The sequence below is a fragment of the Treponema bryantii genome (genome assembly GCF_900113965.1).
Classification (GTDB): Bacteria; Spirochaetota; Spirochaetia; order Treponematales; family Treponemataceae; genus Treponema_D; species Treponema_D bryantii_A.
The window spans coordinates 1-16,232 of the sequence record NZ_FORI01000016.1 but is presented as its reverse complement, the minus strand read 5'-3'; the positions used below and the strand labels follow the sequence as shown (position 1 = coordinate 16,232).

At 41.1% G+C, this 16,232-nt stretch carries 13 protein-coding genes; 4 read left to right on the top strand and 9 right to left on the bottom strand.

The features are described 5' to 3' along the window. From BM161_RS13975 to BM161_RS13965, 3 genes are all read right to left on the bottom strand, one after another. The coding region (locus BM161_RS13975; RefSeq protein WP_074933864.1) for a U32 family peptidase at positions 1-1,879 on the bottom strand (1,879 nt) is incomplete at its 3' end. Positions 1,880-1,936: 57 nt separating this feature from the next. Then, positions 1,937-3,070 (bottom strand): lipoprotein TP_1001-related protein, encoded by a 1,134-nt coding sequence (locus BM161_RS13970; RefSeq protein WP_074933861.1) that lies wholly within the window; start codon positions 3,068-3,070, stop codon positions 1,937-1,939. Between the two features lie 116 nt (positions 3,071-3,186). Continuing rightward, entirely contained in the window at positions 3,187-3,891 is a 705-nt protein-coding gene (locus tag BM161_RS13965; RefSeq protein ID WP_074933859.1) for a DUF2259 domain-containing protein, read from the bottom strand. Positions 3,892-4,006: 115 nt separating this feature from the next. On the opposite strand from BM161_RS13965, the gene BM161_RS13960 reads away from it, so the two are divergent. After that, positions 4,007-4,822 carry a hypothetical protein gene (locus BM161_RS13960; RefSeq protein WP_143090586.1) on the top strand — a complete coding sequence of 272 codons (816 nt, stop codon included), beginning with the start codon at positions 4,007-4,009 and terminating at the stop codon, positions 4,820-4,822. Positions 4,823-4,883: 61 nt separating this feature from the next. On the opposite strand, the gene BM161_RS13955 is transcribed toward BM161_RS13960, so the two are convergent. Both BM161_RS13955 and flcA read right to left on the bottom strand, forming a co-directional pair. Further along, positions 4,884-5,504, bottom strand: coding sequence for a diacylglycerol/polyprenol kinase family protein (locus BM161_RS13955; protein ID WP_074933851.1), 621 nt, complete (start codon positions 5,502-5,504; stop codon positions 4,884-4,886). Between the two features lie 17 nt (positions 5,505-5,521). Then, a complete protein-coding gene (gene flcA, locus BM161_RS13950; protein ID WP_074933848.1) occupies positions 5,522-9,394 on the bottom strand; it encodes a periplasmic flagellar collar protein FlcA in 3,873 nt (1,290 codons plus the stop codon). Positions 9,395-9,553: 159 nt separating this feature from the next. Between flcA and BM161_RS13945 the strand changes: the two genes are divergently transcribed. After that, a complete protein-coding gene (locus tag BM161_RS13945; RefSeq protein WP_074933845.1) occupies positions 9,554-10,276 on the top strand; it encodes an early set domain-containing protein in 723 nt (240 codons plus the stop codon). A gap of 49 nt (positions 10,277-10,325) precedes the next feature. Here BM161_RS13945 and ffh read toward each other — a convergent pair whose 3' ends face one another. The 4 genes from ffh to ispH all read right to left on the bottom strand — a co-directional run bounded on the left by ffh (position 10,326) and on the right by ispH (position 14,603). After that, positions 10,326-11,777 (bottom strand): signal recognition particle protein, encoded by a 1,452-nt coding sequence (gene ffh, locus BM161_RS13940; protein ID WP_074933842.1) that lies wholly within the window; start codon positions 11,775-11,777, stop codon positions 10,326-10,328. Positions 11,778-11,790: 13 nt separating this feature from the next. Continuing rightward, positions 11,791-12,840, bottom strand: coding sequence for an NAD(P)H-dependent glycerol-3-phosphate dehydrogenase (locus BM161_RS13935; protein WP_074933840.1), 1,050 nt, complete (start codon positions 12,838-12,840; stop codon positions 11,791-11,793). A 174-nt stretch (positions 12,841-13,014) separates the two neighbouring features. After that, positions 13,015-13,458 carry a nucleoside-diphosphate kinase gene (ndk, locus tag BM161_RS13930; protein ID WP_074933837.1) on the bottom strand — a complete coding sequence of 148 codons (444 nt, stop codon included), beginning with the start codon at positions 13,456-13,458 and terminating at the stop codon, positions 13,015-13,017. A 287-nt stretch (positions 13,459-13,745) separates the two neighbouring features. Then, on the bottom strand, positions 13,746-14,603 hold the full coding sequence (gene ispH, locus BM161_RS13925; protein ID WP_074933865.1) for a 4-hydroxy-3-methylbut-2-enyl diphosphate reductase: 858 nt from the start codon (positions 14,601-14,603) through the stop codon (positions 13,746-13,748). 202 nt (positions 14,604-14,805) lie between these two features. Here ispH and BM161_RS13920 point away from each other — a divergent pair, with 202 nt between their 5' ends. Continuing rightward, entirely contained in the window at positions 14,806-15,375 is a 570-nt protein-coding gene (locus tag BM161_RS13920; RefSeq protein ID WP_074931124.1) for a helix-turn-helix domain-containing protein, read from the top strand. After that, on the top strand, positions 15,306-16,193 hold the full coding sequence (locus BM161_RS13915) for an IS3 family transposase (RefSeq protein WP_083425697.1): 888 nt from the start codon (positions 15,306-15,308) through the stop codon (positions 16,191-16,193). The genes BM161_RS13920 and BM161_RS13915 overlap by 70 nt, the downstream gene beginning before the upstream one ends. The last annotated feature ends 39 nt before the right edge of the window (positions 16,194-16,232 follow it).

The window sequence follows — 16,232 nt, the reverse complement described above, 5'->3', positions numbered from 1 at the left end:
TAAAGTCATAATCAGATGGCAGCTTAAAGCGCATACGGAACAATGCAGGGTAAGCAAAAACCGGTACCAGTACACGGGCACGAACATTCTGTTCCCAGGTTGCTTCAAGATTGCGGCGGCTATTTTCATAAGGCATGATAAAGGCACCAACGTCCTGATTTTCAAGCCAGCTTACAGCCCAGCGGTTGAAGGTGTAAAGGTATGGACCGGCAATAATATTTGTCTTTGTTCCCTTAAGCATCTGAAGATGAGCAATATTGTTTGCAACAAAGTTCAAGTAGCCGTCTGCAATAAGGCGGTCCAGTTCTTCTTTGAGCTTATCTTCCTGAGCAGCAGAACAGAACGGATCAAGAGAAATATAAATCTGCTTCTTTGAGAAAGGAAGAACAGTTTTATGATTCAAAAGATCGTATGCAGTTTCGCTGTTATATTCAATAATGATGCGGACAGGCTTAAGTCCCTGTACGGCAAATACATCCTGGATAGATGAAACCTGAGCGTAAATTCCTTCAGGGAAATAAGCAAGTTCTTTTCCCTGAACTGGAGTAACGTCGAGAACAGGAAGTCTTTCATCCTTTGGCTGTTTTCTGTAGCGGCCAAGGTCATTAGGAAGTACGCGATTATAACGCTTAGAACCGGCTTTAATCTGAAGAAGATATACTTCATCTCCAATAGAGAAGCCGCCTGGAATATCAATCCAGCGCTCACCGTTATCCTGAACTTCAACAGAATGAACCTTGTGGCTTACACGGCCGGTATCATCTTTTTTATGAAGACGGATTGAATCGCCTGGATCAGGATCATAAGAGCCGCCCTTAAGCAAAGCCATCTGAATATGCTTCTGCTCTGGAGGTACATCATCATTCATGTTTTCTACAATGGCGTCAACGAGCTCTTTTGGAGCCCCCTTAGTTGCAGAAATCTTTCCAAGATAAATACCAGTTCCACCAGCCTGATCCGGATTCAAAATAGCAGAAGCGGCATTATTAACACCGTCTTCCAGAGACTTAAATCCATACCAGTAAGAAGTCTTGCTGCGTGCAAAGTCAGAAGCAAGCATACGCTTACCGGCAGCAATAGCACCCTTCTTATCTTCTTTGTAATGATCAATAACATAACGGTATGCAGAAACAACACTTCCTACATACTCTGCACTCTTCATGCGTCCTTCAATCTTGAAAGAATCAACACCGGCTTCAATTAAGTCCGGAATCTTTTCAATCAGTTCAAGATCACAAGGAGAGAAATAATAGCCCTGACGTACACCACCAGGAACTTCGGCAGTATAGAAACGACGGCAGGCCTGAGTACACATACCACGGTTAGCGGATTTTCCACCAAGGAAGCTTGAGAAAAGACAGAGACCACTTTCACTTACACACAAAGCACCGTGTACAAACACTTCAAGATCGGCACCTGTTTCTGTCTTAATTTTTTTGATTTCTTCAAGGCCAAGTTCGCGGGCAAGAACCATACGTTTTACACCGCAGCCCTGCAAAAGCTTAACGGCAGAAGCACTCTCCACGTTCATCTGAGTAGAAGCATGAAGTTCAAGATTTGGAAAGAACTCCTGAGCCATACGCATAATGGCATAATCCTGTACGATAAGACCATCTGGTCCTACCTCATTCAGATAAGAGAGAAAACGATATAGACGTTCTGTTTCACGCTCTTCGCAGACCGTATTAACAGTTACATAAACCTTCTTCTGCTTTTTGTGAAGACTTTCAACAGCAGCCTCAAACTGATTCCATGCAAAGTTTGATGTACGCATTCGCGCATTAAAACTTTTGAGACCAAGATATACGGCGTCCGCGCCTTCGCCAATAGCGGCATCCAGAGATTCAATATTTCCCGCAGGAGCTAATAATTCTACCATACGGGAAACTTTAACATAAAAACGCGCTTTATTAAAGCGTTCAGGACTTTTAGTGACCTACAGAGTGCCGGGGTTCACTGCCTTAATCGTCCAGGTATCAGGCTTACGTTTTACAGGGTATTCAATCTCCGAACCAGATAAAGCAAGCTGGCGAAGGTCTTCAGCATCTCCCCTGCAAAAAGACTTTTGCGCAACAGAACCAAGCCCACTGTTTATTTCTGCTTCAGAAATGTCAGATCTTTCGTAAATACCTGTTCTGTAAACTTCATCCGCAAGAGCCGGCATGCCCTTCCCCCATTCCACAGCATCTTCCGCAGCATACATCACCGCATCAAGAATAGAACCATTTACGCTGTTCCTTATTACAACTATATCAGTATTATCGCTAAGCCTTGCCTTAGTATTATCCGCCCAAATATCCCGAACATTTTTTCCCGAGTGTGGCGCCGTCGAAGCATTAAAATCTTCGGTCTCAGTTACACATCCACTGCCGGCACTTCTAAGGTGTACAACAAAAACTTCCCCGGCACTCACTTGCACCGGCGGAAAAACATATTTCTTTTCTTCCCCGTCAGCCGCACTAACAAGCTCAAGCCCGCTTAAGTTTCCATCAGACAAAGCAAGAAACTCCACAAACTCACAGCGATAAGCATCTTCCTTATATTTCTTATACTTCACCTGAAGTTCTGTCATAATCAATTTTGGAATCTTTGAATTATAACCGCAGAAAGGAACACAAAATGTCAAAGAGTTACCAGCCTTATCTTCCACTGTTCCAAAAATCTCATAGGCCTTTCCAATATCATAATTTGAAGCAGCCGTGTACGTTATAAGACAGCCGTCTTCAGAAATCGAATAATTCGTTTCAATCTTACCATATCCACCGCTGGCTGCCTTTATGGCTGGAGAAAGTTCTTTTGTTACAGAATGTTCAAACGAATCAGAAATATCCTCAATCTGCTGTGACACCGTATAGCTTTTTAATTTCACCTTCTCCGAAAAAGCCATAGTCACAGTTCTTTCATCAAGTACAGTTACCTCTTCAAGAAAGGGCGAAGTATAATCTCCTCCCACAAAAATAATTCCTTCTTCCGAAACCTTACATGAAAAAGGAATCACAAATAAAAGAGTTACCACACAAAGCACAATAGTCTGAAAACCAAGCAGCAGCACATTTCCCCACTTTTTCATAAAACCTCCTGAAATAAAAAAAAAACACGGCTTTCAAAGCCGTGTTTTTCATAACATATCTCTATAATAATATATGTAAAACTATTCGATTTTAGGAAGTTTTTTCAAAAGATTTTTTAGAACTGTGCTGCTTCTACCATATATCTGATTGAAGTACCAGTATCATCTTCCATCATTTTTTCAATTACAAAGATGAGATTCTTTTCAGACTTGTCGCAGAAGATGCGTTCAATCTTATAATTTGTTACGCCCTTGCGATTGATGCTTGGAGTTCCGATTTTGCGGCTCATAAGAATCTCGCCTGCAGCATTTTTCTTTTCAAGCATGATATAGAAAGATGAACGTGTATTTTTTCCACTTCCAGTTACAGTTGGATAAAGTCTGATGTGATAAACATCTGCGTTATCAAGGTCTGCACTGCGGAAATCCTTAAATACAATTTCATCAGTTCCTGTCTTATTTACATCATCAAGGATATAAAGCACATGATCAATATTTGCAGGTTCACACTTCAAGTCTTTGAAATAGTAGAAGCTTTTTCCTTCAAGAGCTTCAAATACTTCGTTACCATGTTTGTCTGCAGTTACAGCAGAAGGCTTTGTCTTGAAAACTCCATTATCTGTGTAATCATTGGCAGCAATATCTACCTGGTAAAGCTCTGCCCAGCCCTGGAATTTCTTGTCGGTTTTACCATATTGACCGAACACATAATATTTTCCGTCCTCAGAAAATCCCTTATCAACAAAAGTTGCTACGTCACCTGCAGAAACAGCTGAAAGTCCCAGCATCATAACAAGACTGCAAATAAATATTTTTTTCATTTCGAAATCCTCCCAAGGCCGCGACGGCCGGTGATAATTTTATTTATCCTTATTAAATTTTCGGAATAAAAACTAAACTCTTTACTATTATTTGTCTTCACGTTATCTTTAAATTATGACAATAAGATTCCGAAACCGAATGACACTTATCTTCTTTATTATTTCACTTTCCTGTCTTGCGCTGGGCACCTTCTTTACGCTTTATCAGTTTTTTTCACACAACTTTGTATTGCCAGAGATTTACACAAAAAATCTTTCTGATAATTTCCTTCTCCGCTATAACCCAATTTATGTTTTTTCCGGAATCTTTATTCTGATGATTTATATTTGCGTTACAACGTTTATCATCTATCACAGCTTTGAAAAAACTCAGGCACCTGATATTGTTTTCTTCCTGCTTTTTCTTGTAGCCTGCCTTTGTGACACTTCCCGTCTGATGGTTCCAATGTTTCAGGTTTCAGGTTCGTTCTCACTGTTTATGCTCAGAATAGGAAACATTACTCTGTTCGCTCGCTTACTTGCCCCACTCGCTCTTATGGGAAACACTGTTATGATTACAGATGATTTCCGCCAGAGCACAGACCGCAACTGTATCATCCTCATTATTGTTTCAATGTTCTTTGCAGAGCTGATTCCGTTAAACACAGCTATTGTTCTTCCAAACTTCTGTATTTCTTACGGTTATGAAAAGGCAATCCGCTGGTTCTGCTTTTTGACCTGTTTAGTAAGCACAATCGCACTCTTTCAGACAAACAAGAAAAATGAATACAAGCAGATTATGACTCTCGGCTTTATTCTTTTATGCATAGGCTATAGTTTGATTTTCTACTGCTTTAATATTGCAAACCTGGCAGCGGGAATCATCTTCCTGGGCGGCGGTACTTATTTATATCTGAATGAAGTTCACAAACACTACTTGTGGATAGATTAAGCCTATAATCGAAGAACCGTTAAAAAATGGCTCAGAGCGAAGGCTGTGCCTGAGCGACTTATCAAACCAAAACAGAAAATATATACCCGATCACAGGCGGAATAATAAGATTATCAAAATCAGAAAGCGGCAATATTTCTATAAACATTGCGCAAAGACCAATCAAAAGAGAAACTAAACAGTTGTGACAGCAGCAGTAGGTTGAAACAAAAACCGCAAAAAAGCAGGTAAGACTTCCCGCCGCTGTTTTTCCGTGAGCTCCCGGAATTGTAATTTTACCAACAAGCTTACCAATCAAACTTGCAAGACCGTCTCCAAAAGCAAGGGCAAAAATACCAACGCGGGCACAATCCAAAGGGAGCAGCAAAGCTGCAATAAGGATTCCACATACAAGAGTTACCGGCCCAAGTACAAAGTGATTTTCATCACGCTTTCTAGCAGCAATTTCTGTTACTTTTGAAATGAGCGGAATATTAATTCCTTTTGAACGAAGAATCTCACTGACTGAATAAAAAATTACAGCCGCAACCAGCAGTCCAATTACCGGCCAGTATGCAAGTCCCAAGAAAAAAGGAACAAAACTTGAACAGATATGAATGGACTTTCTAAAAAGTTCCTTTAAGAGTGCATTAAGTCTTTGTCTTGCTACGATTCCGTAAACCGGATTTCTCTGAGTTTGCATACGCATTGCCCTGTTTATCAAAGACGCTCGTTATCGAGAAGTGTCTTTGAAATGTCAGTGTAGATAGATGGCTCAAACTCCGGAATTGGGTGTGTAATATACTTAATGTTCTGTTCTGCAAGGTTGCTGCCTTCGAGGCGGAGCATTGTTTCCTGATTACGTGTAAGAGCATCCCACGCGCGCACAGACTGGCTAAGCTGTACAATTGCCTGTGCATTAAGTGCACTGTTTCCAGTACGCTTTGCAAGCTTGTAAAGTGTAACGCCATAGTTATTTGCAGCATAGAGGTAAGTATTTACAAGGTCATAATCTTTAACGCTTGACTGAGGCAATACGAGACCGTTTTCAATTACCTCATCATCAAGCTGGTCAATAAGCTGATCATAGTAGCCCTGAGCCGCATACTCATCACCACGAAGGTAAAGGGTATTAGCCATAGCGAGCATAAGATTGCGTTCCTTAACATTTCCGTCTCCGGCTTTCATAAAGGCACCCAAAGCTTCCATATAATTCTTTTTCTTATACTGGATATAGCCTATGCGGTAACGGATAGAAGGATTATCGTTTTCAAGTTCAACTGAGTATTTGTAATTAAAGAGTGCGTCATCATAGTCACCAGAAATTGTGTACTTGATATCACCCATATCTTCATAAAGCTTACCGATTGCAGGAGTTCCCTCAAAGCCGGCATTATCACGCTCTGTAGTGAACAATGAAATACCTTCTGCAAACTGTTCCTGAGCCTGGAGATAATCTGAAGTTCCAATATAGTGTTCACCAAGAAGACGGTACGAATCAATATACTTATAAAGATCGCGCTTCTTCATAGAAGGAACTGTATTGAACTTTTCAATTGCTCTCTGGAGTGTACTTTCAATAGCAGCAGTTTCATTAGTCTTAAGGAAGTACTTTGCAAGATTATACTGTGCAATAGGATTATCAGGATTTGTCTTAACGGCACGTAAAAGAAGTCCGCGGAGTCCTTCAATTTCGTAACGAAGATATTCTTCTGATGGTGCGAGATCTCCGTAATATTTATCGAGCAGGTAACCACTGAGCTCTGTCCAGTCTTCAGAACCAAGAGACTTCTCACGTTTTTCAAAGGTCTTCTGCATCTGAATAACTTCGCGAAGGTTATCTGTGCGGATAAAGTAACGCATCATGCGAGACAAATAAAGGTCTGTAGGCTTATAAAGCTGAATGAGGTTTGCGTACTGTTCGCGGGCAAGCTCAAGCTTAGAAGGATCTTTTTCTGTACCCCACTCCAGGAATACATCACCAAGCTTTAAGATACCATCTGCATCATTAATATGATAATCAAGAACTTCGCGGCGTACAATTTCTTCTGCACGCTCGTAGTTTGCAAGATCGTTGAGTTCCATATCAGCATATTCAAGACCAGCCATCTTATCATGCTTAAAGTAGCGCAGAATATTCTGATACATATTTCCCGCACGCTGATACTGCTTGTGTTCACGGTAACCACGTGCATATTTAAAGAACCACTTCTTATTGATTCTCTTCTTTACAGCCTCTTCAAAACGCATTTCTGCCTGTGGATATTCATCTGCCTCAAGCAAAGCGTATCCCTGTTTATAGAGGGAATTAGCCTTAAGTGGTCTGTAAATACAGTAATCTGTAAACTTAATAAGTCCCCAACCAACAATTGTAAGAAGAAGTCCAAGAAGGATTCCCGGAATAATCTTATTTCTGAGCTGATATGAAAGAGACTTCTTATATGCTTCGTACTCGGCTGCGGTTCTGTGCTCAAAGTCACGTGGAATCGGAATTGAAGTATCGAGCATCTTCTCAAGCATACCGGCAACCTGACGTGCAGGAGCCTTGTTGAGAATTTTTTCTATGATTTCAAATTCGGCGTCGTCTGTAAATTCGTCCTGAACAATAAAGTCTTCAAATGCAAGACGTACGTTCAAAGGATATTCAGCAAGATTAGCAAGGAATACTTTATACTGTTCATCAGAAAGAGTATTTGGTGGCAGTTCTTCAGATTCCTGAGCTTCGCTAAAGTCTGGCTCATCAAGCTCCTTTGCTTTTCCTTTGCCCTTTGCTTTTTTACCCTTTGGTTCTTTTCCTGTTACCAGTTTTGTTTTTGATTTTTCTTCTTTTGCAGTTGCAACGTCAGAGAAGCCTGGGATTTCAAACTCACCTTCCATTGCAAAGTCTTCATGCGAACCAAATTCAAAATCTCCGGCAGCATTTCCACTTATCTGTGAATCTGTATCCTGAATACCAAAGTCCATGCCATCCATTTCAGAAGTATCAAATACTTCAAGCGGAGCATTTTCTTCAGTAGTACCATCGCCTGCGTCTTCTCCATCAAGACCAGCTGTATCGTCAAAATCTGGAATTTCATCTTCTGCAGAGAACTCTGTTGAAGCGGCTGCTTCTCCAGCATCTCCAAGATCAAAATCACCGGCATCAAAAAGACCGTCTGGAATTCCACCATTATCTAAGTCATCGCCTTCTGCTGCTGGAGCGGCTTCACCAGCATCTCCTGCATCTTCATCAAAATTATCAGCCGGCATTGAATCAAATTCAAGATTACCTAATTCTTCAAGGCCAACAGAATCTCCTGTTGCAGTAGCAGAATCTTCTGCAGGTACAGCTTCCTCTGCAGATGCAGCATCCTCTGCCGGAGCTACGTCATCAAATGGAGAAGGTTCATCAAGTGAGAAGGAATCAGCACCAGCTGCTGATGGTTCATCGAATGCCGGCATGTCATCAAGAGAAAAATCATCCATGCCAGAAGTTGAAGCAGCATCTTCTGCAGGAGCAGCCGGTTCAGCATCATCTAGAGGTGCAGGTTCGTCGAGTGAAGCTGCATCATCGAGCGGTGCCGGTTCAGCATCATCGAGTGGTGCCGGTTCATCAAAGCCTGATGTCTCATCAAACGAGGCTGGCTCATCAAGAGGAGCTGCATCGTCAAGAGATGGCATATCATCAAGTGAGAAGTCTGGCATTTCTGCCATAGGCTCTGCGTCATCTAATGGAGCTGGTTCGTCGAGCGGTGCAGGTTCATCCAGTGTAGTTGCCTCATCAAGCGGTGCCGGTTCATCAAGTTCTGCAGGCTCATCTAATGCTTCAGGTTCATCCAGTGGTGCAGGCTCTCCAATATCTGCCGGCTCGTCCAATGAAGGCATATCATCCAGAGAGAAATCAGTATCAAGAGGGGCTGGCTCATCAAGACCAGGCATATCATCAAGAGGTTCTGCATCATCTAAAGGAGCTGGCTCCTCCAGTGGTGCCGGTTCGTCTAAAGTCTCTACAGGCTCCTCTGGAAGAGTTTCCTCTTCCGGTTGATTATTGATTTCATCTAAATCTGGAACATCTTCAAAATCATCTAAATCAATTTCTGCATCTTCATCTTCAGGTTCTTCTTCCTCTGGCTCAGGTTCATCAAAACCACCGCCTGCAAGAAGTGCGTCGAGGCCCATATCGGCAATAGAAATTTCTTCCGGCTCTTCTTCAACAACCTCTTCCGGTTCTTCTTCCGGTTCATCAAACATAGAGAGGTCTGGCATACCCTCTTCCGAATCAACTTCAGCTGCAACTGGATTCAGAAGGGCAGACATATCAGGGGCTTCAAAACTTGGGGCTGGTTCAGCTTCACCTTTTTTTTCAGAAGAAGCAGGAGTAGGATTTACAAGGGCAGTTAAGTCAGAAAGGTCTTCATCAGCAGATGAAATTTCAGGCTCTGCCTCGATTTCAGGCATGCCAAGAACAAACTCTTCAGAGTCATTTTTATCTTCGATTTCTTTTGGAATTTCTACTTTTACAGGCTTTTCGCCACGAATGGCACGAAGATTAGTTTCGTCACCGAGCGAAAGAAGATCACTGCTGAATTTTTTAAGCTGACTTAATCCTGGCATACTACTTTAATTTTACCCCACAACCCTATTAAAATACAAGTATAATATGTACCTTTTACTTTCTTCTTATATGAACGGATTATTTTTGTTTTGACTTAAGGATTATTTATATAGAAATAAAAAAGTAAACTCTCAGTTCCAGATTCCGATAATGACAGTATGAAAAAGCTTATTTTACTCGCTGCTTTGGTTATGGGGTGTTTTTGCGCCGTGCCAGTATTTGCGGCAGAACAGACTAATTATCAGAATTTTGAGCTTGATACACTTTTGCATGGAATTGACAAGCCGGGAGCACCTGTTGTTACCGACGATTATATTATCTTCACCGCGGACACAAGGCACCGCTTTGTAGGAATTGCTTTTGATTTTGAAGAATACAAGGTGATTCATCCGTTCCAGATTCTCACCCAGAAAGATGATGAAGAAAAGGTTTCGCGAAAACACATGTTTTATGTCTTTAAGCGCGAACACAAATTCACAGAACTAAAATACAGACTTGTATTCGACGGTCTTTGGACAACAGATCCTCTGAATCCAAACAAAGAATACGACCAGAATGTAAACCTTTATTTCTCTAAACTCGAAAACCTTGGAAGCATTAACGTATATACAGAGTCTCCAAAGAACGACTACGCCCACTTTATCTACAAGGGCGAAACCGGCCAGAAAGTAAACCTAGCCGGTACGTTCACAAACTGGGATCCATGGATTTACGAAATGGTAGAAACATCTCCAGGCCTCTACGAACTCGAACTACCGCTTCCGGCTGGAAAATACTATTACAATTATTATATTGGACTTACACCGGTACTGGACAATACAAATCCGCAGAAAGTTTATACGACAGATGGCAGAAGTGCCAGTGTTCTAACAGTAAGATAAAAAAAATCGGCAGGATTTCTGAAGTGCACTTCATTCCTGCCGATTTTTTTTATTTGAATTTCTTAGCCATTTCCATCAGCTTCTTCATATCCATGCCCTTAAGTGCGCTTGGATCTAATCCGCCTGGAAGTCCGCCGGCTCCTGGAGCTCCACCGAGACCGCCCATCATACTTGGATCAATACCAAGCTGATTCATCATACGGCCCTGCATACCCTTATTGCGGCTGACCTTTTTCATCATAAGCTTTGTCTTTTCAAACTGCTTGAGAAGTTTATTTACGTCTGCAACTGAAGTACCACTACCCTTTGCAATACGTTTTCTGCGGCTTGGACCAATAATCAAGTGATTCAAGCGCTCTTTATAAGTCATACTCTGGATAATAGCCTCATTCTTTTTCATGCTGCTAAGATCCATCTGTGAAGCATCCATTCCACTCATACCAGGAATCATGTCGATGATAGACTGCATGCTGCCCATCTTCTTAACCTGCTGGAACTGCTCAAGATAATCCTGAAGAGTAAACTCATTGCGCTGAAGCTTCTTCTGCATTTTAAGAGCAGCTTCGGCATCAACTGTTTCCTGTGCTTTTTCAACGAGAGAAACAACGTCACCCATACCAAGAATACGCGAAGCAATTCGCTCCGGATGGAAAACTTCAAAGTCTTCTGTTTTTTCACCGGTACCAATAAAGAGAATCGGTTTACCGGTAATTGTTTTAAGAGACAGAGCCGCACCACCGCGGGCGTCTGAGTCAAACTTTGTAAGAATTACGCCGGTAAGACCAAGCTGCTCGTCAAAGGTTTTGGCAATATCAACTGCATTCTGACCAGTCATTGCATCGGCAACAAGAAGCACCTCTACAGGACTGGTTGCCTTTTTGATTTTTACGAGCTCAGCCATCATCTCTTCGTCAATCTGAAGACGACCGGCAGTATCGATAATGATTGTATCGTAACCGTTCTTGCGGGCAAAAGAAATTGCGTCTTCTGCATTCTTTACGGCATCTTTTGAATCTTCTTTATAAACAGGAACACCAATCTTCTCGCCGAGCTGAGAAAGCTGTTCAACAGCGGCCGGACGTACAAGGTCACAGGCAGCGAGTAAAGGCTTACGTCCTTCTTTCTTAAGGCGGGCAGCAAGCTTATGGGCTGCAGTTGTTTTACCGGCACCCTGAAGACCGAGCATCAAAATTACAGACTGAGTATCAGGACCTTTAAGGTGTAAATCAACCTTTGTGTCACCAAGCATTGAAACCATCTTGTCATAGATGATTTTTGTAAACTGCTGACCAGGGTCTACAGACTTAAGAACCTTTTCACCTTTGGCTTCTTCGATAGTAGAATTAACAAAGCGGCGTACAACGCGAAGGTTTACGTCGGCTTCGAGGAGCGCCATTTTAATTTCTTCAACAGCATCCTCAATGTTCTTTTCTGTAATTGTAGATTTGCCACTCAGCTTTTTAACAATGCCGCTGAAGGTTCCGGTGATTTTCTCTAACATTTTTTACCCCAAATTAAAGGTGCATCAACTGATACAAACAGTTTTCAATAGTTGTTTCTTTATTTAAGATTTTATACAATCCGTCGCAAAGTGGAAGCTTCAAATCCTTCTTCTGTGCAATTTCGTGTACGTACTTGCAGGCAATTGCACCTTCAGGAAGATATCCGATTTTTGATACATTCTTAATAAGATCATCAATATCTGTAAATTTTGAAAGCATGTCTGTCTTAATTAAATCCTGACCAAAGCGGCGGTTACGTCCATATTTAGATTTACAGGTAACATCAAGGTCACCAACACCAGAAATTGATGTAAAGGTTTCTGCATGAGTTGCACCCATTGCAAAACCGATTGTCTGGATTTCATTAAGACCTGCAGCAAGAAGAAGGCTCTCTGCGTTATCACCGAATACACTTGAATCTTCTGCAATGGCATCCATAGCACCGTAAATACATGCAATAACGTTCTTGGCAGCAGCACAAATCTGAACACCAATAACGTCAAAGCTTGAGAATACCATAAGACCAGGTACACGGAAAAGTTCGCGAACGCGAATAGAATTCTTAGGATTTAAAGATGCAGCAACAAGTCCAGTAAGTTTACCCATTGCAACTTCTTCTGCATGGCTAGGTCCTGCAACATAAACTGTACAATCCTTATAAACTTCAGGAAGTACTGATTCCATTGTTTCAAGAATAAGCTTTGGACCTTCATTAGAAGGAACAAAACCTTTTGTAACAGCTGTAATAACTGTTGAACCGTCCGCAATATTAGGCACGTCAACAATCTGAGCCATCATTTTTGCAAGAAAGAGTGAAGGAGATGCAATAATCAGAAATTCTTTTCCTGTTGCAACTTCTATAACATCATTTGAACAGGTGATTGATTCATGAAGTGGGTAACCTGGAAGAAATGTTTTGTTTTCATGTTCATTATTAATCTGATTAACAACTTCTTCTTCAAAAGCCCAAATTTGAACTTTGTGATTACCACGAGCTAAAGCCTGTGCAAGGGCAGTACCCCAGGCACCGCCACCGATTATACCAACTGTTTTCTCTGACATATAACTTTCCTAAACTAAAAAACTGCCTGAATAGTCGCTCGATAAATCTCGCTCTGAGGCGTTCTGTAATTTATCGCACTGTCGCTCGATAAATCTCGCTCTGAGCCGTTCTTTCGTAGAACCTAAAACGGCCCGCTGCCGCAGCCCGTTTTTTAACGGTTCTGCTATATTAGGCTAATACCAGCCGTCCTCGCAGTCAGACCAGTCGTAGAGCTCTTCTGGCTTGAACCAGAGGTTAATTTCGCGCTCTGCACTTTCGTCGCTGTCTGAGGCGTGGATAATGTTTCTGTCTGTGTGGATACAGTAATCGCCACGGATTGTTCCTGGGATTGCTTCTGTAGGTTTTGTTGCACCTACTACTTTTCTCATAAGAGTTACACAGTCATCTGCCTGCCATACCATTGCAATTACAGGACCTGATGTAACGTAACTAACTAAATCATTGTAAAAAGGCTTTCCATCATGTTCTGCATAGTGTTTGCCAGCGAGATCTTCGCTAACGTGCATCATCTTCAAACCTATGAGTTTGAAACCTTTCTTTTCAAGGCGTTCAATAACTTCGCCTACTAAACGGCGGTTTACTACGCCGGGCTTTAACATTGTAAAACATCTACTCATAATATTATGATTATATAGAAAGAAGGATTTGTATTCAATATATATTATTTTCTGAAATCTTGAAAATAAAAATGGTCCATATCAAAAACAAAACCATAAATTGCGGGTCCCAGCGACGGCAAAACTGAAAAAGCAATCTCCCAGGGTCCCATCGCGCTTCATTCTGGCTTCGCCAGAATAATTGCGCAACCCTGGGGCCCTCTTTTTCATTTTGCCTGCGTCCCACAATTTCTGGTTTTATTTTTGAAATTGTCAGTCTTCTAAGACATCTTCCTATACAATCATAATCAGTTAGAGGAAAGGAGGAAGGCTTCTACTTCGGCTATGATGCTGTCGGGGGTGCTGGCGCCGGCGGTGATGCCTACTTTTGATAGATTCCGGAAGTCTTCCGGAATTTCGGATGCGTTTTGAACGTGAATGGCTTTGTTGCAGTTGGCAGCGGCGGTTTGATATAAGCGTTTTGTGTTAGCGGAGTTTTTGCCACCTATTACTATTACTCCATCTACTTTTTTGCAGAGCTCTAATAACGCTTCCTGCCGTTCGTTTGTAGCGGGGCAGATTGTATTCATTACGGCCAGGTTTCGGAATTTACTGCGGAAAAGAGTCTCGATTTTTTCGAACTCTTTTGGGCTGTAGGTGGTCTGGCTTAGGAGGATTATATTTTTGGAATCTGAGTCTGGAATATTAAAGTTTTCGGCTTCAGTGTAGTCCTGAATCTGGGAGAAGTTTTCTCCGGCATAACCTGCAATGCCTATTACTTCGCCGTGATTGCGGTCGCCGGTTAGGACTACATAGTCGTTTTCACTGGAATAGCGTTCTACCATTTTCTGACTGGCTTTTACACGGGGACAAGTGGCGTCAATGATTTTGCAGTTTTTAGCTTCGAGAGCATCTGTAACAGAAGGAGCAACTCCGTGGGCTCGGATTATGACAACAGCTCCATCAGGTATTGCGAAAATTGCTGACTCGTCAACTGTGAACAAGCCCTTCTCGCCAAGACTTTTCAAAGCGTTTTCATTATGAATAAGTGGACCAAGAGAATATACTTTTTTCCCAGGATTCTCAGCAAGAGCCTTCTCCGCCAATTCCACGGCGCGTCTCACACCAAAACAAAATCCCAATACTGAAGCTCGTACAATTTCCATGTGAGCAGAATACACATTTTTGCGATAATTGTCGAGGAGAGAAAAATAAAGATAGCTGACGTTCCGCATAGAAGAATTAAATAATTAAATGCGAGTACAATTCTTTATTTTTCTCTCCTCGAACAGACTTCGTTAAATAAAAAAGGCCCTGCTCTTATGATATGTACCCCTTTTACTGGACAAAAGTAAAAGGGGTATTTTTATGCGCTACACATTAGAGTTCAAGCTTAGATGCATTGAACTTTACAAACAAGGAATCTGGGTTGAAACACCAGAAGGAATAAAAGATCCACAAGATTTCCATAAGATGATACGTCGATGGAAAAGGATAGAAGAACATAAAGGAATAACAGCATTACATCATAAGTCTCATAAAAAACAATGGACGCCAGAAGAACGATTTAATCTTGTCTCAAAAGTCTTAGCAGGAAACTCTATTCAAGAAACGGCATGTAATGCAGGTATAGCTTCAGGCCTGCTTCATAAATGGGTTAAAAAATATAAAGATAACGGTTATGATGGATTAAAGAGCATTTCAATAGGACGTCCAAGGAAAAATCCAGTTATGAAAAAAAAATCAAAAAACACGAAACCTCTTACAGAAGAAGAACGAGATGAACTATTACGGTTACGAAATGAAAATGAATATCTGAAAGCAGAGAACGAAGTAATAAAAAAATCTATAGCCTTGAGACACGCAGAATGGGACGAACATCTCAAGGCGAAAAAGCAAAAGTCCTCAAAGAACTCCAAGAAAAAGGATACCGATTAAGGTATCTTTTAAAAGCTGCAAAAATGTCAAAATCGACATATTACTTTGAAATAAGCAAAAAGGATGTTATTGCTGAAAAAAATGTCGCTATGGCACAAGAAATACTGGAGATTTTTACAGAAAACAAAGAAAGATATGGCGTACGTCGTGTTTACAGAGAACTTCTAAACCGTGGCAAAACTGTAAACCACAAACGAGTTCAAAGAATAATGCATTCTCTGGGACTATTTGGAAAACGACCAAAAGAAAAGTATCATTCATACAAAGGGGAAGTTGGAAAAATTGCTGCTAATCTAATTAACAGGGATTTCAGTACAACTGCGCCCTTTCAGAAATGGACAACTGATGTTTCACAGTTTAATTTTTCCTGGGGCAAATGCTACATCTCTCCAATTCTTGATATGCATACAAACGAGATAATTTCTTATGATTTATCATTAAGTCCAAACATGGAACAAGTAAAACGAATGTTGGATAAAGCTTTTAAAAAATTCCAAAGAGTTAATGGCCTTATTTTTCATTCTGATCAGGGATGGCAGTATCAGCATATTTATTACAGAACGAGATTGATTAATCATGGCGTTATTCAATCTATGTCTCGTAAAGGAAATTGCTATGACAATTGCATTATGGAAACTTTCTTTGGACGTTTGAAAAATGAATTGTATTATGGACATGAAAAGGATTTTAAATCTTTTGAAGAATTTTCTGTAGCAGTTGCAGAATATATAGACTATTATAACAATAAGCGAATACAGGCTAAAACAAAATGGATGCCTCCCGCAAAATACAGGGAAGCATCCATTCATTCGGCCTAATTCATAATATGTGTCCAGAATTATGGGTACATATCACTT

Bases quoted from the DNA above. Each gene is read 5' to 3' on its own strand.
- BM161_RS13970 (WP_074933861.1), bottom strand. From the start codon at position 3,070: ATGAAAAAGTGGGGAAATGTGCTGCTGCTTGGTTTTCAGACTATTGTG.
- BM161_RS13965 (WP_074933859.1), bottom strand. From the start codon at position 3,891: ATGAAAAAAATATTTATTTGCAGTCTTGTTATGATGCTGGGACTTTCA.
- BM161_RS13960 (WP_143090586.1), top strand. From the start codon at position 4,007: ATGACAATAAGATTCCGAAACCGAATGACACTTATCTTCTTTATTATT.
- BM161_RS13955 (WP_074933851.1), bottom strand. From the start codon at position 5,504: ATGCAAACTCAGAGAAATCCGGTTTACGGAATCGTAGCAAGACAAAGA.
- flcA (WP_074933848.1), bottom strand. From the start codon at position 9,394: ATGCCAGGATTAAGTCAGCTTAAAAAATTCAGCAGTGATCTTCTTTCG.
- BM161_RS13945 (WP_074933845.1), top strand. From the start codon at position 9,554: ATGAAAAAGCTTATTTTACTCGCTGCTTTGGTTATGGGGTGTTTTTGC.
- ffh (WP_074933842.1), bottom strand. From the start codon at position 11,777: ATGTTAGAGAAAATCACCGGAACCTTCAGCGGCATTGTTAAAAAGCTG.
- BM161_RS13935 (WP_074933840.1), bottom strand. From the start codon at position 12,840: ATGTCAGAGAAAACAGTTGGTATAATCGGTGGCGGTGCCTGGGGTACT.
- ndk (WP_074933837.1), bottom strand. From the start codon at position 13,458: ATGAGTAGATGTTTTACAATGTTAAAGCCCGGCGTAGTAAACCGCCGT.
- ispH (WP_074933865.1), bottom strand. From the start codon at position 14,603: ATGGAAATTGTACGAGCTTCAGTATTGGGATTTTGTTTTGGTGTGAGA.
- BM161_RS13920 (WP_074931124.1), top strand. From the start codon at position 14,806: ATGCGCTACACATTAGAGTTCAAGCTTAGATGCATTGAACTTTACAAA.
- BM161_RS13915 (WP_083425697.1), top strand. From the start codon at position 15,306: ATGGGACGAACATCTCAAGGCGAAAAAGCAAAAGTCCTCAAAGAACTC.